The following is a 23,310-nucleotide window of genomic DNA, read 5'->3' as shown; positions in this document are numbered from 1 at the left end:
GAAAATCCTTTCATTTTTCCCTACAAAAAATCTGCAATACATTGTATCGTTTCATTTGGGTGACTAATATGTGGATAATGACCTTTTGCTTCCATTAATTGTAACGTGCTATTTTTGAGATGCTGATGCAAATAATCTCCAACACTACTTGGCACAATACTATCTTCCGAGCATTGGATAATTAACGAAGGAACAGAGACCTTTGGTAATTCACTTCGATGATCAGATAAAAATGTGACCTCAGCAAATTCCTTTGCAATGATAGGGTCTGCTGCTATAAAGGTTTGCTTCAATTCCTGTGTTAATGCTGGCTGTTCAGGATTACTCATTGCAATAGGTGCCATATAGCTAGCCCAACCTGTAAAGTTCATTTCCATCATGTCTAGTAACTCTGCTATATCACTTCGCTCAAATCCCCCTCGATAACCATCATCATTTAAATAACAGGGAGAAGGACCAATCATAATCAATTTCTTAAAATAGTCAGGGTGCTGGATAGATGCGAGCAGTCCTATCATGGCACTAATGGAGTGCCCTACAAAAATACTGTTTTGTAATGATAGCGTTTCAATAATGTCCAATAAATCTTGTACATAGCCCTGTAACGATTGATATTTTTCTGATGAATAAGCATTTATATCTGAGTTACCTGAGCCTACATAATCGAATAATATAATCTTATATTTGTCCATAAATGCAGGCGTAATGAAACGCCACATATTTTGATCACAGCCAAATCCATGTGCAAAAATAAGCGGTTGGTCCCCTTGTCCGAGTATTGTTACATTATTACGAACAACAATATTTTCCATTCCAATCAATCCTTTTAGAAATATATGTAATAGTTTTATTGTGACCCCTTAAACAGTATTTATCAAGCTAAAACGTGAAAATCAAAAAGGAGCAGGAGTGCCGCTTCACCTGCTCCATTCTCCAGCTACAACCACTTCCTAATAGGTGGGATACTCTGCTGAAATTGAAATACATTATACGGATCATATTTTGTTTTCACTTCACGAAGCCTTCTAAAATTACGTCCGTAATAGGCTGTATGCCAGTCCTTAATATATCGATCTGGAAAATTCACATAATCACCAGACGTATAAGGTGATAAAGCTTGACGTAAATTTTCTACCCACTTAATATTTTGTTCTTCCTCTTTCGGTTTTTTCCAGGAAGTATTATATTCTTGAGCTATTATCGCATTGCGATAGTAATAGGCTGTATGCTGGGGAGCAATTTCACCTACTGCTCCTCTTAAAGACTGTTGCCATATTGTTGTATTTGAATTAGGTGCATGGGCTAAAAATTCTTTCATCCTCTGAATCGCCTTATATGGAAACGGTCTCTCCAAAAATGACCCTGATCTTTTTCGATACGCAGGCTGATTACCGCTTGGTAAATCAAAAAATTCTATTGCCTTGCTATATGGCACTTCCTTTATCCAAATACTTGTTGGCAAGCCTGTATTTCTAAGAGGGCGAAGCAATTTCTTTAATTCAGCTGCTGTTCCTATAAACTCACCTTGTGCGACTATCTCACCTACTTCCTTTGTTTTTAGCTCAATCTGTGAGGTTAGACGCTTATCTGTATAGGGAGCCCATTTTTGCCATGCATCAAAGGCCACTTCAAAGTCATCCCATCCCCATGTAATAGAGAACAGTGATACCTCATTAATCGCATGAAGCTTGAATGTCAAAGAAGTGACTATACCAAAATTGCCTCCTCCTCCACCACGACTTGCCCAAAACAAATCATGATGTTGTTGCTTATTCGCTCTGATTACCTGAGCACCCTCATGTTCACTAGCTACCACCGTTTCGATTTCAATAAGATTGTCACAAGTTAATCCAAATGGTCGTGATAGCATCCCAATCCCACCACCAAGGGTCAAACCGACCACCCCAACACTACTTTCTGTACCAGCAGGAATGGTAACACCATGCTCCCATAATGTACGGTATACGTTTCCCATATTAGCTCCAGCATCAATCCTAGCCGTCATTTCTGAGAGATTTACCGAAATATCATTCATATCACTTACATCAATGACAAGCCCTTTATTTACTAAAGAAAAATTTTCATAGCTATGACGACCGCTTCGAATTCTGAAAGGCTCATTGTTTTCTCTAGCCCATTTTAAGGCATTAACCACATCTTTCGTTTTTTGACAAAACACAATGACACTCGGATATTTGGGATTATTTAAATTATTATTCGTTCTCGCTTGTTCATAATCCGAATCTTCAGGCGTGACGATTCTTCCTGTGAGCTTCGCCTTTTTCAACATCAAGCCCCTTTCTCACAATGATACTTATCCTATGCAACTTATTGAGAAAGAATTTGAAATTTCAGCTTTTTTCTAGAATCACACTAAAATACTCTTTTTCACACTTGAAACATATGATGCACTAATAACAACAACGTGTTGGAGGTGTTCTATGCTTATCCATGTGGTAAGTGCTGGCGAAACACTGTGGCAAATCGCTAATCGTTATGCTGTACCCGTTCAATCTATTAGCCAATTAAATGCATTAGCTACTCCTGATCAATTAGCCATCGGACAATCACTGGTTATCCCTTCTCCTTATACAATTTATACCGTTCAAAAAGGAGATACGTTATGGTCAATCGCACAGAAATTTAGCGTTCCCTTGCAATCTATCATATTAGAAAATCATCTAACGAATCCCGATCAATTAACACCAGGAACGAAATTAATTATTCCACCCATTGTTCATATCGTGCAGCCAGGAGAAACTTTATGGCAAATAGCACAGCGCTATGGTACGACCGTTCAAGCCATTGCTATAGAAAATAAACTAAACAATCCCAATATGCTTTATGTTGGTTCACAATTGATGATTCCAAGAAAATTACCAACGATTGAAGTCAATGCTTATTCCTACCAACCTTCAGATGAAGCTGTAGACTCCATTAATGCTATTGGTCATCTACTAACTTATTTTAGTCCTTTTGCTTATAAGATGAAGGAAGATGGGACATTACAGCCCATTAATGATGAAAATATGATAGCGGCAGCAAAGGCTAAACATATTATCCCAATGTTAACGCTCACTAATTTTACTTCTACAGAAGAAGGCTCTAATTTAGCACATGTCGTCTTGTCCAGTCCAGAGTTAAGTAAAAAGGTCATGAATAATGTATTACAGGTGATGCAAGATAAAGGTTATCAAGTATTAAATATTGATTTTGAAAATGTTTTACCTGCTGATCGCGAAAATTTCAATGCCTTTATTCAATTGGCTGTGGATACCCTTCATCCAAAAGGTTATTTAGTTTCAACAGCGCTCGCACCTAAAACAAGTGCTTCACAAACTGGGACATTATATGAAGCGCATGATTACGAAGCACATGGGAGAATAGCAGATTTTGTTGTATTAATGACATATGAATGGGGCTATCGTTTTGGCCCTCCACAAGCTATTTCCCCGATTAATGAGATGCGAAGAGTCGTGGAGTATGCTTTAACTGAAATACCAGCTGATAAAATCTTATTGGGTTTTGAGTTGTATGCGCGTGATTGGCTCCTACCTCATGTCAAAGGCCAAGAAGCCGAAACGTTTAGCCCGCAGGAAGCGCTCAATAGGGCCATCAAGTACGGGGCAACAATCCAATATGATCCAACAGCACAATCGCCTTTTTATCGATATGTTGATGAGCAAGGAAGGCAGCACGAGGTATGGTTTGAAGATGCGAGAAGTGCACAAGCCAAATTTGACATGACTAAACATTACAATTTACGTGGCATTAGTTATTGGGCATTAGGATTCCCGTTTCCTCAAAATTGGGTTTTATTAAACGGTAATTTTTCTGTTAAAAAATCTTAATACTCATTATTGTTCGCAATAAACAAAGAGCTATGCGAATTTTTCCTTGTGAAGTGCGATCTGTGCTGACGGGATAAAAAGTTCATTTCAAAGCCATATTAATTTATATCAACAGGAAAGGAGCAACTCACATGGGAAGAGACAATAAACAAGGTCAAAGCAATAATAAAGGCTCATTACCTCAAACGCCAAAAAACCAAAAGATTGCACCAAACAAGGTGAGTGAGGAATTTTCTCAAGAGTTTATGGAGCTAATTAACACAGTCACGCAAAATAAGAATAAGCAGAAAAAATAAGGGGGGCTTCAGTTGGATTTTCAACGTGCACAAGAAATTGTCGCCTCACCTTTAGAATTTGAAGTGAGCTATAATGGCGTTTCCATCTGGATCGATCAGCTCCACGATGATGAAAAAACAGCCACAGTTCACCTACGCCGTTCTTTAGAAGAGCGATCTGAAGTAGCTATATCCGAATTAAAAGAAGAATATCTCGTTCACTAAACAGCAAGAACCTGCTTACTCAATAGCAATAAGCAGGTTCTTTTTTTAAATACTATAATCTTCAATATATTGAAGTTGTGTTAATACTTCCTCCACACGATGATGTAAATCTTTATAGGTTTCCGTAATTTGCTGTGGGGATATTGGCTTACTGAATAGATAGCCCTGAATATAATCACAGCCACCATCTATTAGAAAAGATAATTGCTCCACTTCTTCAATGCCCTCTGCCACAACCTTCAAACGTAAATGTTTAGCCATCGAAATAATCATGGAAACAAGTGCTTCATCATTTGGATTATGTGGCACGTTTCTCACAAATGTTCGGTCAATTTTTAAACAATCAATTGGGAATTCCTTTAAATAAGATAGAGAGGAATAACCTGTTCCAAAATCATCTACAGCAATTTGGATGCCTAATGCCTTTAACTCATGTAATAGCTGTGTCATTTGATCAATATTCATCGTCATACTTTCTGTAATTTCTAATTGTAAAAATGACGGATCTAAATTGGTACGATGTAAAATATCTTGTACCATTTCTACTAAATCCTGTTGAAATAACTGGCCAAGTGATAAATTCACTGCCACTTTCATCGGAGGTAAGCCTTGTTTCTCCCATATTTTCGCTTGAGTGCATGCGTTTTCTAAAATCCATTTACCTAGCGGGATAATAAGGCCACATTCTTCAGCAATAGGAATAAAGACATCAGGTGGAACAAATCCCCGAGTTGGATGACGCCAGCGAACCAAAGCTTCGACCGATTCAATGGTGCCTGTTTTTAAGTTGACCTGTGGTTGATAGTCTAAATAAAATTCATTATTGGCTAACGCATTATGTAAGTCTTGCTCTAACAATATTCGATCTGCAATACCTTTAGACATGTATGGTTTATAAAAAAGAAATCTTTGAGGTATTTGTCTAGCTTCTCGCATCGCTAACTGTGCATGCATTAATAGCTCTTCACCAGTCCATTGCTCCTCATAAAGAGCAATCCCAATATTTAGACTGCCATTCAATGAAAATAATTGGACCTGTAAAGGATCTGCCATGGCACTTTTAAGATTTAAGCAAAATTGTAGTAGTTCCTCAATCGTCTTTACATGGTCAATATAAATAACAAATTGTCCTTCACGCAGTTTAGTTGCAAAATAATGTGGAGGTACAATCGATTGAATTCGCTCTGCAACAAGTTTCATCATTTTATTAGAGTTACTAATCCCAATGGACGAACGAATCGCCGCAAAGCGATCAATTTCTATGGCAATGATAGCCTTTTGCGCTTTATGTTCATGTAAATTTTCTTTTAACGTCTTAAGTAAAAAATGTTCATTTGGCAACAATGTAATATCATCATGATAAGCTTGAAATCGAAGCTCTTTTTGAGATTGTTCAAGATCCTTTTTAATTTTCAACAGCTGCTGAAAGGGTTTTTCCACAGATGTATAATAAATCGCCTTTAGGAAAAAATAGAATGCTAAAAACTGATAGATCAGTGCTGAGAAATCCCATATCGCATTTTGATCTTGACTAACAATAAAGAAGACATCACTCACAATAAGGGAAATAGCTGCGCTAATTAGCCACATGGAACGCTTTGGTAATTTTTTTACATATGTATTAACAATAGCAATGGTTAAAATTTGAAGAATAATAGCAATTAAGTGTACCATATTATCAATCGTATCTAACCAATTTTTAGGCAATACTTTGGGCGAATAATAAGCCAGAAAAACGCTTCCTAGAACGAAAAGCATCGAACAACCATATGTCAGTATCCGATGATTCATGGTTAATCGCTTTTTAGGGTTTAAAATAATAAGTATAAATCCAATGGCTAAGTATAAACGTATTAATATATGTAGGGGCTCGTTCATAAAGTTCCATTCTCTAGATTGGCTAAAAAACAAGCTAACTAATTCTAATAAGGCAATAATGAAAAACATGTTTCCTATGTATAAAGTTTGATTGGATAATAAGTGTGAAAATACTAAATAGGATTGGATCGCAATTGCCATTGTAAAAACAATGATTAATATTTGTATCACCAATTTTATATCTTGATACATGTTACCTTGGAAAACACCATATATTTGATTGCTAAAGCTCAGTAATGGTATGACAAGTAATAAGGGTAATACCATGTACCAAATTTCTTTTTTCTCTATCTGATTAAACCATCTCTCCACTCCAAACCCTCCATACTACTATATAAACATTCACTAGGAAATTTTATCTATCTATATCGATTATTTAAATTTGAATTGTATATTTCTTTGACTTCTTACAAATCATAACACTTTTATCGGAATTTGTATGCACCTATGTGAAGTATGCTAATATTCATTTTATTTCAATATTAGCATACTTTTGATATTTTTAGTTCTTTATTCCACCCTGGAAAGTTGATGTTTCAATCTCTGGATGATTCTACCTCTTCTTTTTTTAATAGCAACAGCGGATAAGCCTAATGCATTAGCTATTTCTTGATCACTGTAACCTTCTACATAATAAAGTAGTAATATTTCTCTTTCTATCTGCTTAAGCTGAGACAACTTAATTTCAAGTAAGCTAGGATTTTTTTGATTGTCCCATCCCTCCAAGTCACTAAGAATAAAATTGAGTGTTTCACCATCAACAACCGTTATTCGCTCTGAATAGTTTTTTTCCTTTGATAATTCATTTAGAATCTCACCTTTTATCGAGGAATAAAGATAAGCAGAAAATTGTCCCTTTGCTGGATCTGCTTTTAGCCATGCCCTCCATACCGCAATAGAAGCAAAATGACGATAGTAATCAAAATCCTTGTAAATATGAAGCTGCGTAAAAATGGCTGTAATCATTGGTTGCACAGCCTCTAAAATTTCTTCAAAAGATTGTGTTAATGAAAGCTTGTGATTGTTGCGAATAGACATACCACTCTTCCTGTCAACTGTGCACAGTTCAATATTCCTAGGTAAGACAATCTTAGACTGTCATGTTGCTTGAGAGCTAATGCCCATTTTCAACATTTCAGCGCGCAGAAAGAATAAAATGCCTGGCATATTTAGTCATAATTCCTCCAAAGTTATTGCAAAAATTATCTATTTTCTTTGGTATTTCATACATATTTAAACGATAGTTGGACAAATTACTACTAAGGAGGCGATATAGATGAATTTTCAAATAAGAGATGCAATTACAGCGAATGTACATGGTCAATCTGCCGCAGAATTCAAAGACATTGTGGAAGATGCTATTAATCGCGGAGAAGAGCATTTACTACCAGGGCTTGGGGTGTTTTTTGAAAAATGGTGGAAGCAATCCAGTCCATCAGAACAAGATGAATTTGTTCAAAAACTAGAAAAAGTATTTGCTAACTGATTTTTAATGAACTGTGCATTCCATTTCCAATAAATGCGTGATAAAGTTTTACTTATCAGAAAATTTTGGAGGGATTGGAATGACTGTTGCAGTAGAATTACTTGTCAATCAACTCAAACAGGTTTTATTAGAAGAACAAGTGTCAACAAACGAAACGGTACGACAGCTACATGGAAAGGATGAATCTCATCATATGATGAGATTACCTGATATCGTTGTCTTTCCCCGTTCCACAGCTGATGTCAGTGCCATCTTAAAAATTGCACATGCACAACGTGTACCAGTTGTACCATTCGGTGTTGGCTCCAGCTTAGAAGGAAACGCGATTCCTATTGCACATGGTATTTCTATTGATTTCTCTGAAATGAATAAGATTTTAGAAGTTCGACCTGACGACCTTCTTGTAAAAGTTCAGCCTGGCGTCACGCGCTCTCAACTGAATAAGGAGTTAAAAAAACATGGTCTACAATTCACAGTGGATCCAGGTGCAGATGCAACACTAGGTGGCATGGCTGCGACGAATGCTAGTGGTACGACTGCTGTGCGTTACGGTGTTATGCGTGATCAGGTTCGTGATTTAGAGGTTGTCCTTGCAGATGGCTCTGTCATCCATACAGGTAATTTAGCCGCGAAATCCTCTTCTGGTTACCATTTAAATGGTCTATTTGTCGGCTCTGAAGGAACACTTGGCTGCTTTACGGAGTTAACGTTAAAAGTGTATGGTATACCTGAATTTGTGACAGCGGGGCGAGCTGTTTTTGACACAGTTGGAGATGCTGTTAGTGCTGTTACCGCCTTATTACAGGCTGGTATTTCAATTGGTCGAGTGGAATTGGTCGATGAATCCTCTATGAAGCAGGCCAATGTCTATAACGATACATCCTTTAGCGAAAAACCAACATTGTTTTTAGAATTCCACGGAAACGAAGCGGGTATGCATGCGGACATCGCATTTGCTACAGAAATTTTTGAGGACTACAGCTGTCTATCCGTCGAATTCGAGCAAGATAATGCTGCTCGTAATAAGCTTTGGGAAGCACGACATTCTTTAGCCTATGCATATATTCATGCTTATCCTGGTAAGAAGCTCATGTCAACGGATGTCTGTGTACCAATCTCTGTGCTTGCTGAAACCATTTTATATGCACGAGAACAGCTTGATCATGTTGGACTCGCAGGTGGGCTTGTGGGCCACGTGGGCGATGGAAATTTCCATGCACTTTTAATGTTAAATCCAAATGACGCCGAGGAGCAGGCAAAAGCGGATCGCTTCAATGAACAAATTGTGCAATATGCATTACTTCGAGGTGGCACATGTACGGGCGAGCATGGTGTTGGCATTGGCAAAATGAAATACCAAGCCACTGAGCATGGTACCTCTTTAGTCGTCATGAAAAGCATAAAAGCAGCGCTTGATCCACTTAACATTATGAATCCAGGAAAGATTTTCACACTATAATTAACATTAAAACCCGCTGATTGACTAGAGCATCAGCGGGTTTATCATTATAAATCATAACGGAAGCTCTTGACTAATATATCTCCCTTGTAAAATTCCTTCGACTCATCTCGCACAAAACCTAATGATAAGTAAAGATTTATGGCAGCCTGCATCATATCACCTGAGTGTAAATAAAGTGCCTGATCCTGTCTCTTTCTAGCAAAGGCAAAACTTTCATTTAATAATTTCTTAGCAACCCCTTGTCCTCTGCCTTTTGGATGCACACCTAATAAGCGCACAATCGTCGATTGAATATTTAGCTCCGGCAAGCCATACGCTTTCCCTGCATCTGTAAATAGTTGTAATCCACCTAATATGTCATCTCCGCGTTTTGCAATTAGAATTGTTTCTGCATTCGGATTACCAACCGAAGCACGGATATCACTTAAATATGATTGCCAGCGCTCTGGGTCTTCATAGTCCTTTTCATATTGCGCATAGCTCTCAACTAAAACTTCAAGATAGCTTGCATAATCTTCCTCTTGTAAATGTTCAATCACAATGTTCGCTACTGTCACTCTAATTTCCCCTTTCTATGATGAAAAACCGCCTTTACTATAGGCTGTTACTCTTTTTTCAATACGGTGTGAAACCCATTCTACTATGATTGAAATTCCCCAATAAATAAGACCAACAGCAATAAATGACTCTAAAAACTTTAAGTTCATGGAAGCAATAATATTTGCCACACCGGTCAATTCTTTAATGGATAGGAAAAATGCTAATGATGTAGCATGTAAAAAACCAATAAAAACATTCGTCAAGTTGGGAATAGATTGCCCAAATGCTTGTGGTAAAATATAACGTCGCATCGCTTGAGGAAATGTTAATCCAATCGCATATGCTGCTTCTAATTGTCCTTTAGGTACAGCTAATATCCCTGAACGAATAATTTCTGAGGCATAAGCCCCTGCACTAAGTGTTAAGGCTAGTATGACAAAAAATAATATAGGAATAGAATTTGATTGTATCTTTAAATGAAGCAAATTAGCTACACTATCAACTAGCATTGGCAAGCCAAAATAAACGAGCATGATATGCATAATGATAGGTGTTCCTCTGAAAAATGAAACATAAAAATTAAGTACAGATGAGACTATTTTTATCTGTTGAATGCGCACGAAAGCTACAATTATGCCAATAACGATTCCTAATAAAACAGGTGTAATAGTCATGAATAAGGTTAACGGTATTACTTTACTAATTTCTCGTAATGCTTCTACTATAAAAGCGATATCAATGGTCATAGCATATTCCCCCTATTGTGAAGCAAGCTCCTTTGGCATATAGCGATTAAAATAGCGTTCATTAAATTTAAATACTTTTTCAAGGATTATCACGATGACATAGTAAACAATTGACAAAGCTACATAGATTTCAAACGCTCGTGTCGTAGAAGCAATCAAGGTTTCTCCCCTCCCCACCATATCCATTACACCGATGGAGAATGCTAACGATGTATCTTTTAATGAACTAATCATTGTATTTGCTATATTTGGAAAAGCAACACGTATTGCCTGTGGAAAAACGATTCGCATAAAAGCCTGTGATCCACTTAAGCCTACTGAATAGGCCGCCTCCATTTGACCCCGATCAACGGTTAAAATTGCTGCACGAAATATTTCGGCAAAGGCTGCCGCATTGCTGAATGTGTACGTAATAATAACAAAATACATTGCATCCATTCGTGTCACATCAATATGAATGAGCTTTAACAATGCGGGTATACCGTAAAATACTAAGAACAACTGCACTAAAATGGGTGTACCACGAATAAAGGATATATAGATTGTAATAATTTGCTTCAATATCGGTATGTGAAGTAGCTTTGGTATGGCTAGCACAATCCCAAGCATCATACCAAAAAGTATGGAGAATACTAGAATCTCGAAAGTTATGGGTAAATACTGAAGCAATGTTGGAAGTACTCTCGCAATTAGCACGACATCAAAGTTATTTTCCATACTGCCATCTTCCTTTCCTGTTCATTAGAAGTCTACTGTATAATCATCACCCAACCACTTTTTACTAAGCTCACTCACTACCCCCTCATTCTTTAATTCAACGATCGCTTCATCTAAGCGCTCCTGTAACTTCACTTCATCTTTATTGAGTAAAAAGTAGACCTTTGAATTTAATAATGCATCACCTACAACCTTTTGCTGTGCCTCATTGCTTTCGTTATAGTATCGAACAGCAAACGGTGTGGTAATAATAGCATCAATTCGTCCCGTTGCAAGTTGATTATTAACATCGACAGAGCCAGAAGAATAAACGATATTTGCTCCTAAATTATGCTCTTTATTATACTTTTCAATAAAAACAGCAGAATTACTTGTTGGTGAAACACTCACATTTTTCCCTTTTAAATCCTCAATGGATTGAATTGCATTATTTTTCTCGTTGACTGTCACCTTTAATGGGAAAACATTATACGGCTCTTTATTAAATAAAAACTTCTCTTCACGCTCACTATTAACTTCCATTTGATGGGCAATAAAATCTATTTTTCTTGTTTCTAAACTTAGTAATAAATTGGAGAATTCCATTGTTTTAAATTCAAACTCATATTCTGGTAGCTTCTCATCAATTGCACGAACAAGCTCTACATCATAACCAGTTAAATTTCCCTTGTCATCTAAAAAACAGATGTTTGGAAACTGAGTTCCCGTACCAACTATAATTTTTTGAACATCCTTGCCACTCTGTGCTGTTTTTTGAGCACTTGCGTCACCAACTGTTTTTTCTGAGTTTGCACACGCAGTTAATAGCGCTGCTAGCACAAGTAGCAAATAAAATGATATTTTTTTCATAAGATTCCTCTCTCCTTCTGTTATGCATATGAGGGTAGATTCACAGCAAGTGCCTTCTGTAGATGCTCTAAACCAATTGCTGTTACGGCTCTATAGATACCTGTTTCACTTGAACCAATTTCTACAACGGGTACATGTCGAACACCATACTTTATATCAAGGATGTCTCTAAAATTATCATTAGACGTGACATCAACTGTTTTGTAGGAAATATGTCGTTCTTGTAGATATGCTTTTATTTCCTCGCAATAACTACAACCTTGCTTCGACCAAATGATTATATCTAAACTTTTTGTCATATCATGACCTCCCTTAGATTACCTTCACCTTTTGCTGTAACTGCAAATGGACAGGACTTAAAAGCTCAAACGAACGTTGACGTTCAAATTCCTTCAAGATGGGCGTATGCAAAATAAATTCATCAATTTGGAATCGTACATGGTAGTCATCTAAATTGGCTCTAATGTCTTCTGCTGTACCGTATAAAATATCAGCCTCATACTGCTCCACCGTGTATTCCTCTCCAGATTCCTGACCAAATTTCTCTGCTAGCTCTACTGATTGTAGCGTCAGGCTTCTGCCACTTGCTAAATGCACTTTTGTAATTTTTTGATCTCCTATTAGCTTTTTCGCTTCCTCTTTACTTGGAGCAGCAAGTGCAGCAATGGAAATTGCAAAAGTACCGTTTGGATGATGACTGCGATAGATTGTAGCCGCTTGCGCCAAAACATCATTATCACTATTAATAAATCGAGCAAAGACAAATGCAATGCCGAGTTTTCCTGCAAGAGCAGCACTTTCAGGGCTAGCGCCAAGCAAAAATAATGTCGGCTTTGCCTTTGGAATCGGCGTTGCTTGTATGCCATATAATTCGTGCTCTTTTGGTATGGATTGCTCAATTAATTGCTGTAAAAATATTAGTCTCTCTTCAAAATCTTCCCCTTGATTGAGTGTGCCATATTGTAGAGCCTTCGTGGAAAGTGGCAAGCCACCAGGGGCTTTACCGATTCCTAAATCTACACGTCCTGGCTCCAATGATGCTAGAACATGGAAATTTTCCGCTACTTTATAGGGGCTATAATGCTGTAGCATAACCCCACCTGATCCAATTTGAATGGATTTGGTTTTAGCAAGTAAATAAGAAACCAATACTTCTGGAGAAGAACCTGCTAATGACTCTGTATGATGATGCTCCGATACCCAAAAACGTGAATAGCCTAACTGCTCAGCTCGTTGTGCTAAAGCCACCGTTTTTTGTAATGTTTGTTCATTGCTTGCTCCTTCAATAATAGGGCTTTGATCTAATATCCCTAATGTATAACTCATACAATCCCTCCTAATTTCTTTTATTCAAATAAATTTACTAGGTTTTTAGACAGACTGTTTAACATAGCGACTTTCCTTGAATGGTAAACCTAAATTCCCACGCAAAGTATCTGTCTCATAATCTTTACGATATAGCCCTCTTGCTTGTAAAATTGGCACTACTTTATCAACAAAATCTTCAAGAGCACCAGGTACTGTCACGCCAATAATAAAACCATCTGCTGCTTCCTTTTCAAACCATTCTTGTACAAGATCTGCTACTTGCTCAGCTGTCCCAAAAAAGGCTGTTTTTGGTGTCGCCTCGCGTAAAGCGACTTGACGTAATGTCAGACCCTCCTGCTTAGCATAACGTTTAATATAATCGGTTGTGCTTCTAAAGCTATTCGCTCCAATATCCCCTAGATCAGGAAACGGTGCATCCACATCGTATTGGGTAAAATCATGATGGTCGAAGTAACGTCCAAGATAAGCAAGAGCACGGTCTATGGAAACTAACTCAACAATTTCTTGATATTTCGCCTCTGCTTCCTCCACCGTATCGCCAATAATTGGTGATATACCTGGAAAAATCTTTACTTCTTCGGGATTTCGTCCAAATGTTGCCACCTCTTTTTTTACTCTCGAGTAAAATTTCTGTGCCTCTTCAATAGATGCCCCATGTGTGAAAATGGCATCTGCATCTTTTGCAGCTAATCGAATGCCTGCATCAGACGACCCAGCCTGGAAAATAACGGGCTGGCCTTGCTTTGTTCGACCAATATTGAGTGGTCCTTGGACTGAAAAATATCGCCCTTTATGATGTAATGTGTGTAATTTTTCTGGATCAAAAAATTGATCTTTGTTGACATCTGCAATAAACGCATCATCATCCCACGAGTCCCATAAGCCTTGGACAACCTCTAAGTATTCTTCCGCAATGAGATAGCGTTCTGCATGGCTAGGATGTTGGTCGATTGTTTTGTTATAGTTCAAAGCAGTACTTTCTAATGGTGTCGTTACAACATTCCATCCAGCACGCCCAGCACTAATATGATCTAATGAAGCGAATTGGCGTGCTACTGTAAATGGTTCGCTATAGGAAGTTGAGACTGTTCCAACTAACCCAATGTTTTTCGTCGCTACTGCTAAAGCCGATAAGATTGTAATAGGTTCAAATCGATTTAAAAAATGAGGGATGGATTTTTCGTTAATAAATAAACCATCCGCAATAAATGCTACATCAAATTTTCCCTGCTCTGCTTTCTGAGCCTGCTGAATATAGAAAGGTAAGCTTACACTTTGATTGCTCGCCACCTTTGGATGACGCCAACCAGAAATATTTCCTCCTACCCCATGAATAATTGCTCCAAATCGAATTTTATCCTGTCTAGCCATGTCAATTCCTCCTCAATCTTTATTTTACTAAACATAGTGGTTAAGTATGTTTTGTTGGATTGAGAATGATATTACCGTTCCTTTAGACGATATGCAATAGGTACAGTAATAGAAAAAATTTTATGTGGTGATAAAATTTTTTATCAATACGTGTCTCCTATGCTTTCAAAATGCTTAGCTGTTTCACAAATTGTCTGCCAAAAGGCTGATGGCAACGTCTCTTTCTCTTTATAGGTTAAAAATATATGTTGATTCATATCCAGCAAATGCTTAACGTCTATCTCCACAAATTCACCGCTTTCCAGTTCCTTTTTAATGCATAGATGTGGTAAAAAGCTTAGATAGTCTTTTGTCCGAATAAACTCTTTGGCAACTTCTAAATGATCTGTTCGTACCTCAATATTGGCTGCTACTCCCTCTACCTCGAACATTTTATGCACATAATTCCAATCAAACGCGCCACATTCAAAAAACACCATTTTCTGTTGAGCTAATTCTTTTGCTTGAATAAGTTGATTTAGTTGTAATGGGTGATCACGGTGTTTGACAAGTTTCACTGTATTGTTCAATAAAAGCTCGTTCTCAATGTCATCCCCATGTACATATTGAATAAAGCCTAGATGAATTTGGTGGCTTTGTAGCTTTTCTAAAATGTTTGTTGTGGAACCTGTAAATAATTGAAAACGCAAATAAGGAAATTGCTCTTTCCATTTAGGCAATGCATAGGCTAAAAAATACTGGGCTGTTACACCGTTTGCACCAATACATACCTCATCGGTCTCCTGCGTTTCTTCTAATTGCTTCTTTCCTTGCTGAAATGTTTGCACAATTTGCGTGGCAAATGGTAAAAAATCTTTCCCTTTCTCTGATACGCTCACACTTCTTCCATCTCGGTAAAATAACTCAACACCTAGCTCTCGTTCTAATGATTTAATACGTGCAGTTACAGTCGGCTGTGAAAGAAATAATGCATTGGCTGCTTTATGGATACTTTTGTAATGGACAACATATAAAAATGCCTCGATATGGTCTATATTCACGAGGAGTTCACTCCTTCATTACTTATTTAACCTATTATATAAATAATTCCTTGTATTCTCTATAACTTATAAGAAAACTATGTTTTATATTTTTGACAAAGAAAAAAAGTAACCCAGCGTCTCCCAGGTTACTTTACTATGTAGCGATGTAGCCATCCATCTTGACAACAAACATCGCACGTGGTGAACATCCCTCTGTCTGCCTACCACTTTTATGTTATTCACATGAACACCCTCTGTTGTCCATGTAAACTCTATCTATCGTACTTCTCAACTCGAGAAAGCATATGTCTCAATTTAAGCTAAAATCGATGCTAATACAGCTTTTTGAGCATGCAATCTATTTTCGGCTTGCTCAAAGATGTAAGAATTAGGTCCGTCAATAACTGAAGTCGCAACCTCTTCCTCACGATGTGCTGGTAAGCAATGTAAGAACATATAATTTGGTTTTGCATAGGCTACTAGCTCATCATTAATTTGATAGCCAGCAAAATCTTGTAAACGTTTTGCTGTTTCTTCCTCTTGACCCATAGATGTCCAAACATCAGCATAGACGACATCTGCATTTAATACTGCTTCAACAGGATCATTCGTGATCATAATCGTACTGCCATTTGCTGCCGCAATGGCCTGTGCTTTAGCGATGACTTCCCCATCACATTCATACCCTACAGGTGTCGCAACAGCTACATTCATGCCAACGTGTGCTGAAGCTACTACGAGTGAGTGTGCTACATTGTTGCCATCACCTACATAGGCAATTTTAAGTCCTTTTAACATGCCTTTATTTTCTGCAATCGTCTCTAAATCAGCTAATGCTTGGCAAGGATGATAAATATCCGTTAATCCATTGATGACAGGGATTGCTGCATGCTCTGCAAGCTCTTTGACCATTTTGTGAGAGTTTGCGCGAATCATAATGCCATCTAAATAGCCAGATAATACATGCGCTGTATCGTAAATTGATTCACCACGACCAATTTGCAAATCACGCGCATGCATAAACATGCTTTTCCCACCTAATTGATTCATACCAACTTCAAATGAAATACGTGTACGAGTTGAATGTTTCTCAAAAATCATACCAAGCGTTTTACCTTCTAGTAATCTTGGACATTTCCCCTCTTTTGTAATCATCTTAAGCTGTGTTGCTAATTCAATAAGATCCTGGACCTCTTGACTTGTATAGTCTAGCAAAGTTAGTAAATCTTTTCCCTTTAAACTAGACACTAACTTTAACTGTACTTCTTCGAGTAATTTCATAGCCTTCGCTCCTTATATCGTTGCTGTTGAAATTAGTATAACATGCATAAATATAAAATCAACTGAATTTTTATAATTAATCTTAATTATTATTCATTTGTTATTAAATGTGTCAAAAATTCGTCAAAGCGAATATTTATACATGTTTTCTTTTTTACTAAACATTCATATTCTTAAATAATTGCATTATAGTTTATATATATTTATAATTAATATACATTAACTATTGAGGCGGTGAAAAAAATGGAAAAAGAGCTGATACAGCTGGTCAAAGAGCTGAACCAAGTAGAATATGAAACAAATGTGATGCTAACAGAAGAATTCTCCACCCTATTAGATGAAACATTAACTACAAAGCAGGCACTATTTTTAAGTCTTCTTCAAACACATGGCCCTTTGCAAACCTTCGAATTAGCAAAGTTGATGGGGACATCTGCTAGTGCTGTAAGTCAATTAGTAGGAAGATTAGAACAGGAGAGCTTTATAAAAAGAACCATAAATAAAAAGGACCGTAGAGAGATCATCATCGAGTTAGATACGCGGGGCTTTGATTATTTTCAAAAACAGGAAGAAATTGAACTAGCCATTATCAATAAATACTATTCACAGCTCTCTAAAGAGGATTTACTGCAATTAAAAGAAATATACACGAAACTCCATGCTATCGTCTCTAACGATCAAAAAAATTAGAGATTGAAAAGGAGGAATATTTGTGGATTTAAATGATTTAAAAAAGGATATTTTTAAAATTGCTTATCCTTACGTAAAGACTCGTCCGAATGTAATCCTATCCATTGGTGTTATTTGTCGTAATCTAGATGCTGCTTTTATATTCAACGGCTCAAATGTCACATATGATAAAAAACCCTATGTCTATGAAATTGGGTCAATCTCTAAAGTTTTAACAACATCCATGTTTGGGGAAATGATTCAAGAAGGAATCGTGAAGATAGAAGATTCTATCGCCAAATACTTTTCTGAAATTCCCGATAATCACCCTGTAACTTTGAGGCATTTGGCAAATCACACATCTGGTCTACCAGGAATTGGTGTACTGAAGAACATCTATAATCTTTTTGATAGCCAAACACCTCGTGACCCCTTTTGTCCCTACTCATTGAATGAGGCCATACAGTATTTTAAAACCCATACCCAGGAGCCTAAAGTTAAGTTTAGATATTCTAATGTAGGAATGGGCCTTTTAGGATATTTATTAGCAAATGAACTTCACACTGACTTTGAAACAGCCATTACTCGTAGAATCGTAGAACCTTTAAATTTAACGAATACCTTTATTTCTATCCCCCCCTCTAAAGAAAATACCGTATTGAAGGGATATTCTGTTCGGGGACATAACAAGCCCCCACTTGAAATGAATGAATTTATGGCAGCTGGCGCTATACGATCCACTGTTGATGATTTATTAAAATTTTTAAAAATACACATTGGCAATCAAAATTCAGGCTATCTATTAACACATCAAGCTACTCATACTATTTCAAAAGATGTAAGGATCGGATTAGGATGGGTACTTGAAGACGATATTATTTGGCATAACGGATCAACGAAAGGCTTCTCTAGTTATCTAGGATTTAATAAAAAACAGCAAACAGGTGTCGTGATTCTATCCAATTATCGATCCTCTATACTAGCAACAAACCCTCTTGAAATGGGGAAAAATATTCTACAGCTTTTGCAAAATTCTTTATAGCGAAAATGGGGTGTTTCTTGAATGGTATAAACGGGAATACCCTATTCTTCACAAGAACTACTTGTAGCTCCTATACATAGCTTGAAACCTGTCAACCTTTACTCATTCTTAATAGTTCTATGCTTGTTAAACGCTTCTAGAAGCTAGCAATGATTCTTGTCATAAGCTAACTTAACATGGGCTGTTGCTCAGCACAGCAACAATCAATTTACTTGCAGATATTTTCCATTAACCTACAAATTAATACTTCTCTATATTTTGATTTCTATAAGAGTCTTACTCACTAATAAGAATGGGACTTGTGTTTAATTACTATTCATATTAGCAAGTCTAATTGTCTTGGAATGAGTAAAAAAGCCTCCTAACATTTTGTTAGAAGGCAAAATCATGCTATATCTATTTAGCAGTATCAGTCAAAAGTAATTTTATTGACTGCATCACGGTCTAATTTTTTAATGACTTCTACCATTAATTTAACGGCATTATCATAATCATCACGATGTAGGATACCTGCATGTGAATGAATATAGCGTGTTGCAATACCGATTGATAGTGCTGGTACACCATTTGCTGTTACGTGGATGGAGCCAGCATCTGTACCACCGCCAGCCATCGCTTCAAATTGATATGGAATATTGTGCTCATCTGCTACATCTAATACGAATTCACGTAAGCCACGATGTGAAACCATAGATGCATCATACACAACGATTTGAGGGCCTGCACCCATCTTACTCGTTGATTCTTTTGCTGTAACTCCAGGAGTATCTCCTGCTACACCTACGTCCACTGCAAATCCAATATCTGGTTGGATTTTATGTGTAGCAGTTTTTGCACCGCGAAGTCCAACTTCTTCTTGTACATTCCCTACAGAATAAAGAATATTAGGGTGCTTTTCATTTTGTAACGCTTTCATAACATCAATCGCGATTGCACAGCCGATACGGTTATCCCAAGCTTTAGCTAATAGATACTTATCATTTTTCATTACATTAAATTCAAAGTACGGTGTTACCATATCGCCAGGACGTACGCCCCACTCAAGTACTTCATCTTTAGAAGCTGCACCAATATCAATAAACATATCTTTAATGTCTACTACCTTATTACGTACATCCGCAGGTAAAATATGAGGTGGCTTTGAACCAATAACCCCAATCACTTCATCGCCCTTACGTGTAGTAATCGTTACACGCTGTGCAAGCATAACTTGGCTCCACCAGCCACCCACTGTTTGGAATTTGATAAAGCCTTTGTCATCAATTTGTGTAACCATGAAGCCTACTTCATCTAAATGTCCTGCTACAACAATTTTAGGACCGTTTTCATCGCCAACTTTTTTAGCAATGACACTACCTAAGTTATCTGTTTCTACAGTATCTGCATATGGTGCAATGTATTTTTTCATGACCTCACGCGGTGCACGTTCATTACCTGCGATACCATTCGCATCTGTTAAATCTTTAAACATTTGTAATGTTGGATCTAGTTGTGTCATCCTTTTGCCTCCTACTTCTTGTATCTATTTTATTATACTTCGTTTATCGAAATATTCCTAGCTTAATCGTCTGAAAATTGGTGTATTTCTTAATTTAATAACCTGAACGCTGCCGATGATAATTTTCATGATTTTTTTCAAGATAAGCACCAACTACATCCTCAAATGTAAAACCGAGATTATACGCTAGTAATCCATAGTATTGCCAAATAGCTAAATAACGCTCCTCTGTAGGTTGATGAATAAATGCTAAAATAACACTTTGTGTTTCTAAAAAAGTAGCTGTTAAATCTTTGTTTTCTTCTACGAAAGGCCACATTTCAATCGATGTATAGCCCTTTAATAAGCCCAGAGATAAGATAAAATGAATCGAATCTACATATTCTTCTAAAATGACTTCACGTGCTGATGGTCCCTTTGTGCTCCAAAATTTAAAGCAACGTGTTTCATTAGCAAGCTCAGCTAGTTCCACTAGTAAGGCTAAGCCCTTTTCCTGAAACACATCTTGCTGAATATTTTGTGTTTGCTCGATAAAATCATCAAGCTCTTTTTGCATGGTAAACAATTGTTGTAAATTCATTTTTTTCTCCTAAATTTCTAAAAAATTTTTTATAAAAAGTGAAACTATTTGACCCTTCTAATCGTATAGGAAAGAATAACCTTTCTTCAAGGGGGAAATTTAAACATGTTGCCGTTACTAATTCGACTTGCTGTAATAGCGCTTATTATTTATGTATTTTACAAAGCGATTCGTTATATAACTGATCCTAAACGCAAACTTGATGAAGCCTATGAAAAAGGCCAGTATTATTTCTATGATGACGTTAAAAATGTCCGAAAAAATTTCTTTATTTCCTATAAGGGTGCTCTTTTTGAAGGTGAAAAATACCTAGGCACAACAGAGGATGCATTTGAGGTTGTAACCATTTTCGTCGGTGCGCGCGATGCTGCAACATTACAAGGCTTCAGCAAAAGCGACTTTGAATATTTGCAGCAAGAAATATTATTGAACTATCCAAGCGCCAAAATCAATTGGAAGCAGCCCATTGAACAGCTTATGCGAAACACATCCCCATCATGAGGATGTGTTTTAATTATTCTCATTTATGTCCAGAGCTGCACAATGATAAAAATTTGTATGGCTGCAAGTAGGGGAAAACCAAATGCAAAACGATTATGACGTGTTTTGTGGCGGAATAAATACATACCCAATACACCCCCAGCTGCCCCTCCTGCTATGGCTAGTGTAAATAATGTACGCTCTGCTATACGCCATTCATGATTCTTTGCGCGTGATTTATCCATCCCCATTAAAATGAGCAATACAATTGATACAATGCTCATATAAGCTAATAATGCTTGTCCCATTTCTTACTCCTTTAAAACCGTGATACTATTAATCTAACACAAAAAAGACTGATGGAAAAACCCATCAGTCTTTTTATTGCACTTATGATATTTCACACCTGTCGCTAAGCTTTCGGTGCAGAAATAATAGTGAATGTTGTCAGCTATTATTTAGCTACTGCTTTTTTAGCAGCGTCTGCTAATTGAGTGAATGCTGCAGCATCAGTTACTGCAAGGTCAGCTAACATTTTACGGTTAACTTCAATACCAGCAACTTTTAAACCGTGCATTAAACGGCTATAAGAAAGACCGTTCATACGAGCAGCTGCGTTGATACGAGTGATCCATAATTTACGGAAATCACGTTTTTTCTGACGACGGTCACGGTATGCATATTGACCTGATTTCATTACTGCTTGGTTAGCAACTTTGTATAATGTATGTTTTGAACCATAGTAACCTTTAGCTAATTTCAATACTTTTTTACGACGTTTGCGCGTCACTGTTCCGCCTTTTACGCGTGGCATATGAATTACCTCCTGCTTTTCATTAAAAAATGAATGTTAGTATTTTTTTGTAGTCAATTATTTCATGTAAACAAGTAAAGATTTGATGCGTTTGAAGTCACCAGATGATACGATGTTCGCTTTACGTAGGTGACGTTTTTGTTTCGTAGATTTGTTTGCGAATAAGTGGCTTCCATAAGCACGGTCGTATTTTAATTTACCTGAACCCGTTTTTTTGAAACGTTTCGCAGCTCCACGGTGAGTTTTCATTTTTGGCATGTCGAATTCCTCCTAAACTGTTCGTCTAATATTATTTCTCGTTCTTTGGTTGAAGAACTAAGAACATGCTTCGGCCTTCCATCTTCGGTTTTTGTTCTACCGTTGATACTTCAGCACAAGCTTCAGCAAAACGATCTAACACACGTTGACCAATCTCTTTGTGTGTGATCGCACGACCTTTGAAACGTAGGCTACATTTTACTTTATCGCCTTTTTCAAGGAATTTAATCGCATTACGTAACTTCGTTTGGAAATCATGCTCATCGATTGTTGGGCTCAAACGAACCTCTTTCATTACGATGACCTTTTGATTTTTACGAATTTCACGGTCTTTCTTTTGCTGTTCAAACTTAAATTTACCATAGTCCATGATACGAGCGACTGGCGGCTTGGCTTGAGGGGCCACAAGGACAAGATCCAAGTTTACACGAGCGGCGATTTCTAGCGCTTCATTACGTGTCTTTACACCAAGCTGGTCACCATTGTGATCGATTAATCGAAGTTCACGTGCGCGAATGCCTTCGTTTACATACATGTCTTTGCTAATAGTAATCCACCTCCAAGTAGTTGTCGCGAATACATGGTTTGGGCAAAGCCTTGCCCGGTTGAACGGTACATCCTCTCGTCATGTCCATAAAAAAAGGACGGACATTTTTGAAGATGTCCGCCCGCTATATGTGCATGCGCAAGTCTACGCAAAACAATTCAACGTGTCATACCTGTTCACAGCCTTTAAAGCGTTGTATCAGGTGAGAAGCGGGCAGCCTCTACTTCAACCACAAACTTTGTATTCATTAACCTTAATTATATTAGCATGTATATGATAAGCTGTCAAATATTTATTTTCTTATCTGTGCTAACATAACCAAAATGAAGCTATTCTATACAAATGCAAGATTTATTTTATACAGAAACCCTCACTTTGGCAAGCGAGGGT

The 23,310-nt window shown here is 37.2% G+C and carries 27 protein-coding genes and 1 other annotated feature; of the genes, 8 read left to right on the top strand and 19 right to left on the bottom strand.

The window, feature by feature from the left end; translation table 11 throughout:
* Positions 1–20: 20 nt before the first annotated feature.
* Positions 21–812 carry an alpha/beta fold hydrolase gene (locus tag ACMGGO_RS05530; protein ID WP_048393651.1) on the bottom strand — a complete coding sequence of 264 codons (792 nt, stop codon included), beginning with the start codon at positions 810–812 and terminating at the stop codon, positions 21–23.
* Between the two features lie 125 nt (positions 813–937).
* Positions 938–2,287, bottom strand: coding sequence for an FAD-binding oxidoreductase (locus ACMGGO_RS05525; RefSeq protein ID WP_103118626.1), 1,350 nt, complete (start codon positions 2,285–2,287; stop codon positions 938–940).
* 154 nt (positions 2,288–2,441) lie between these two features.
* Between ACMGGO_RS05525 and ACMGGO_RS05520 the strand changes: the two genes are divergently transcribed.
* From ACMGGO_RS05520 to ACMGGO_RS05510, 3 genes are all read left to right on the top strand, one after another.
* Positions 2,442–3,851: a LysM peptidoglycan-binding domain-containing protein gene (locus ACMGGO_RS05520; protein WP_420281648.1), complete on the top strand. Its 1,410-nt coding sequence runs from the start codon at positions 2,442–2,444 to the stop codon at positions 3,849–3,851.
* A gap of 131 nt (positions 3,852–3,982) precedes the next feature.
* Positions 3,983–4,147, top strand: coding sequence for a YfhD family protein (locus tag ACMGGO_RS05515; RefSeq protein ID WP_004226371.1), 165 nt, complete (start codon positions 3,983–3,985; stop codon positions 4,145–4,147).
* A 12-nt stretch (positions 4,148–4,159) separates the two neighbouring features.
* The gene (locus ACMGGO_RS05510) at positions 4,160–4,351 is read left to right on the top strand and encodes an H-type small acid-soluble spore protein (protein WP_004226369.1); all 192 of its coding nucleotides are present in this window, start codon (positions 4,160–4,162) and stop codon (positions 4,349–4,351) included.
* A 45-nt stretch (positions 4,352–4,396) separates the two neighbouring features.
* Here ACMGGO_RS05510 and ACMGGO_RS05505 read toward each other — a convergent pair whose 3' ends face one another.
* Together ACMGGO_RS05505 and ACMGGO_RS05500 are read right to left on the bottom strand one after the other, a co-directional pair.
* Positions 4,397–6,541 carry an EAL domain-containing protein gene (locus ACMGGO_RS05505; RefSeq protein WP_420281647.1) on the bottom strand — a complete coding sequence of 715 codons (2,145 nt, stop codon included), beginning with the start codon at positions 6,539–6,541 and terminating at the stop codon, positions 4,397–4,399.
* Positions 6,542–6,739: 198 nt separating this feature from the next.
* Complete coding sequence (locus tag ACMGGO_RS05500; protein ID WP_420281646.1) at positions 6,740–7,267, bottom strand: RNA polymerase sigma factor; 528 nt, start codon at positions 7,265–7,267, stop codon at positions 6,740–6,742.
* A 238-nt stretch (positions 7,268–7,505) separates the two neighbouring features.
* On the opposite strand from ACMGGO_RS05500, the gene sspI reads away from it, so the two are divergent.
* Positions 7,506–7,715 carry a small acid-soluble spore protein SspI gene (gene sspI, locus ACMGGO_RS05495; protein ID WP_004226361.1) on the top strand — a complete coding sequence of 70 codons (210 nt, stop codon included), beginning with the start codon at positions 7,506–7,508 and terminating at the stop codon, positions 7,713–7,715.
* Between the two features lie 79 nt (positions 7,716–7,794).
* Entirely contained in the window at positions 7,795–9,174 is a 1,380-nt protein-coding gene (locus ACMGGO_RS05490) for an FAD-binding oxidoreductase (protein ID WP_257960580.1), read from the top strand.
* A gap of 47 nt (positions 9,175–9,221) precedes the next feature.
* Here ACMGGO_RS05490 and ACMGGO_RS05485 read toward each other — a convergent pair whose 3' ends face one another.
* The 9 genes from ACMGGO_RS05485 to argF form a co-directional block, all read right to left on the bottom strand.
* Positions 9,222–9,734: a GNAT family N-acetyltransferase gene (locus ACMGGO_RS05485; RefSeq protein WP_009373866.1), complete on the bottom strand. Its 513-nt coding sequence runs from the start codon at positions 9,732–9,734 to the stop codon at positions 9,222–9,224.
* Between the two features lie 15 nt (positions 9,735–9,749).
* Positions 9,750–10,463 (bottom strand): amino acid ABC transporter permease, encoded by a 714-nt coding sequence (locus ACMGGO_RS05480; RefSeq protein ID WP_066037537.1) that lies wholly within the window; start codon positions 10,461–10,463, stop codon positions 9,750–9,752.
* 12 nt (positions 10,464–10,475) lie between these two features.
* Positions 10,476–11,180, bottom strand: coding sequence for an amino acid ABC transporter permease (locus ACMGGO_RS05475; protein ID WP_048393635.1), 705 nt, complete (start codon positions 11,178–11,180; stop codon positions 10,476–10,478).
* 24 nt (positions 11,181–11,204) lie between these two features.
* Positions 11,205–12,029 carry a transporter substrate-binding domain-containing protein gene (locus tag ACMGGO_RS05470; protein WP_048393633.1) on the bottom strand — a complete coding sequence of 275 codons (825 nt, stop codon included), beginning with the start codon at positions 12,027–12,029 and terminating at the stop codon, positions 11,205–11,207.
* Between the two features lie 20 nt (positions 12,030–12,049).
* Positions 12,050–12,328: a glutaredoxin family protein gene (locus ACMGGO_RS05465; protein ID WP_004226351.1), complete on the bottom strand. Its 279-nt coding sequence runs from the start codon at positions 12,326–12,328 to the stop codon at positions 12,050–12,052.
* Between the two features lie 13 nt (positions 12,329–12,341).
* Positions 12,342–13,355 carry an LLM class flavin-dependent oxidoreductase gene (locus ACMGGO_RS05460; RefSeq protein WP_387255628.1) on the bottom strand — a complete coding sequence of 338 codons (1,014 nt, stop codon included), beginning with the start codon at positions 13,353–13,355 and terminating at the stop codon, positions 12,342–12,344.
* A gap of 45 nt (positions 13,356–13,400) precedes the next feature.
* A complete protein-coding gene (locus ACMGGO_RS05455) occupies positions 13,401–14,729 on the bottom strand; it encodes an LLM class flavin-dependent oxidoreductase (protein WP_259948437.1) in 1,329 nt (442 codons plus the stop codon).
* A gap of 143 nt (positions 14,730–14,872) precedes the next feature.
* The gene (locus ACMGGO_RS05450; protein WP_259948439.1) at positions 14,873–15,769 is read right to left on the bottom strand and encodes a LysR family transcriptional regulator; all 897 of its coding nucleotides are present in this window, start codon (positions 15,767–15,769) and stop codon (positions 14,873–14,875) included.
* 297 nt (positions 15,770–16,066) lie between these two features.
* Positions 16,067–17,032 (bottom strand): ornithine carbamoyltransferase, encoded by a 966-nt coding sequence (gene argF / locus ACMGGO_RS05445; RefSeq protein ID WP_048393624.1) that lies wholly within the window; start codon positions 17,030–17,032, stop codon positions 16,067–16,069.
* Between the two features lie 243 nt (positions 17,033–17,275).
* Here argF and ACMGGO_RS05440 point away from each other — a divergent pair, with 243 nt between their 5' ends.
* Positions 17,276–17,722 carry a MarR family winged helix-turn-helix transcriptional regulator gene (locus ACMGGO_RS05440; protein ID WP_315056358.1) on the top strand — a complete coding sequence of 149 codons (447 nt, stop codon included), beginning with the start codon at positions 17,276–17,278 and terminating at the stop codon, positions 17,720–17,722.
* Between the two features lie 22 nt (positions 17,723–17,744).
* Entirely contained in the window at positions 17,745–18,743 is a 999-nt protein-coding gene (locus ACMGGO_RS05435; protein WP_420281645.1) for a serine hydrolase domain-containing protein, read from the top strand.
* 409 nt (positions 18,744–19,152) lie between these two features.
* Here ACMGGO_RS05435 and ACMGGO_RS05430 read toward each other — a convergent pair whose 3' ends face one another.
* Both ACMGGO_RS05430 and ACMGGO_RS05425 read right to left on the bottom strand, forming a co-directional pair.
* Entirely contained in the window at positions 19,153–20,241 is a 1,089-nt protein-coding gene (locus ACMGGO_RS05430) for a M42 family metallopeptidase (RefSeq protein WP_016994857.1), read from the bottom strand.
* A 94-nt stretch (positions 20,242–20,335) separates the two neighbouring features.
* Positions 20,336–20,821: a dUTP diphosphatase gene (locus ACMGGO_RS05425; RefSeq protein ID WP_259948446.1), complete on the bottom strand. Its 486-nt coding sequence runs from the start codon at positions 20,819–20,821 to the stop codon at positions 20,336–20,338.
* Positions 20,822–20,926: 105 nt separating this feature from the next.
* Here ACMGGO_RS05425 and ACMGGO_RS05420 point away from each other — a divergent pair, with 105 nt between their 5' ends.
* Entirely contained in the window at positions 20,927–21,322 is a 396-nt protein-coding gene (locus ACMGGO_RS05420) for a hypothetical protein (protein ID WP_004226335.1), read from the top strand.
* A 23-nt stretch (positions 21,323–21,345) separates the two neighbouring features.
* Here ACMGGO_RS05420 and ACMGGO_RS05415 read toward each other — a convergent pair whose 3' ends face one another.
* The 4 genes from ACMGGO_RS05415 to infC form a co-directional block, all read right to left on the bottom strand.
* Positions 21,346–21,609 (bottom strand): DUF1294 domain-containing protein, encoded by a 264-nt coding sequence (locus ACMGGO_RS05415; protein ID WP_048393614.1) that lies wholly within the window; start codon positions 21,607–21,609, stop codon positions 21,346–21,348.
* A gap of 146 nt (positions 21,610–21,755) precedes the next feature.
* A complete protein-coding gene (gene rplT, locus ACMGGO_RS05410; RefSeq protein WP_004226314.1) occupies positions 21,756–22,115 on the bottom strand; it encodes a 50S ribosomal protein L20 in 360 nt (119 codons plus the stop codon).
* Between the two features lie 57 nt (positions 22,116–22,172).
* Positions 22,173–22,373 carry a 50S ribosomal protein L35 gene (rpmI, locus tag ACMGGO_RS05405; RefSeq protein WP_004226312.1) on the bottom strand — a complete coding sequence of 67 codons (201 nt, stop codon included), beginning with the start codon at positions 22,371–22,373 and terminating at the stop codon, positions 22,173–22,175.
* Positions 22,374–22,404: 31 nt separating this feature from the next.
* Positions 22,405–22,908, bottom strand: coding sequence for a translation initiation factor IF-3 (gene infC, locus ACMGGO_RS05400; protein ID WP_016994853.1), 504 nt, complete (start codon positions 22,906–22,908; stop codon positions 22,405–22,407).
* Positions 22,909–23,003: 95 nt separating this feature from the next.
* Positions 23,004–23,152, bottom strand: a sequence feature (ribosomal protein L20 leader region).
* Positions 23,153–23,310: the final 158 nt, after the last annotated feature.

Source organism: Lysinibacillus sp. BNK-21 (genome assembly GCF_048684915.1).
GTDB classification, from domain to species: domain Bacteria; phylum Bacillota; class Bacilli; order Bacillales_A; family Planococcaceae; genus Lysinibacillus; species Lysinibacillus capsici.
The sequence above is the reverse complement of the archived record's forward strand: the minus strand, read 5'-3'. Positions and strand labels throughout refer to the sequence as shown.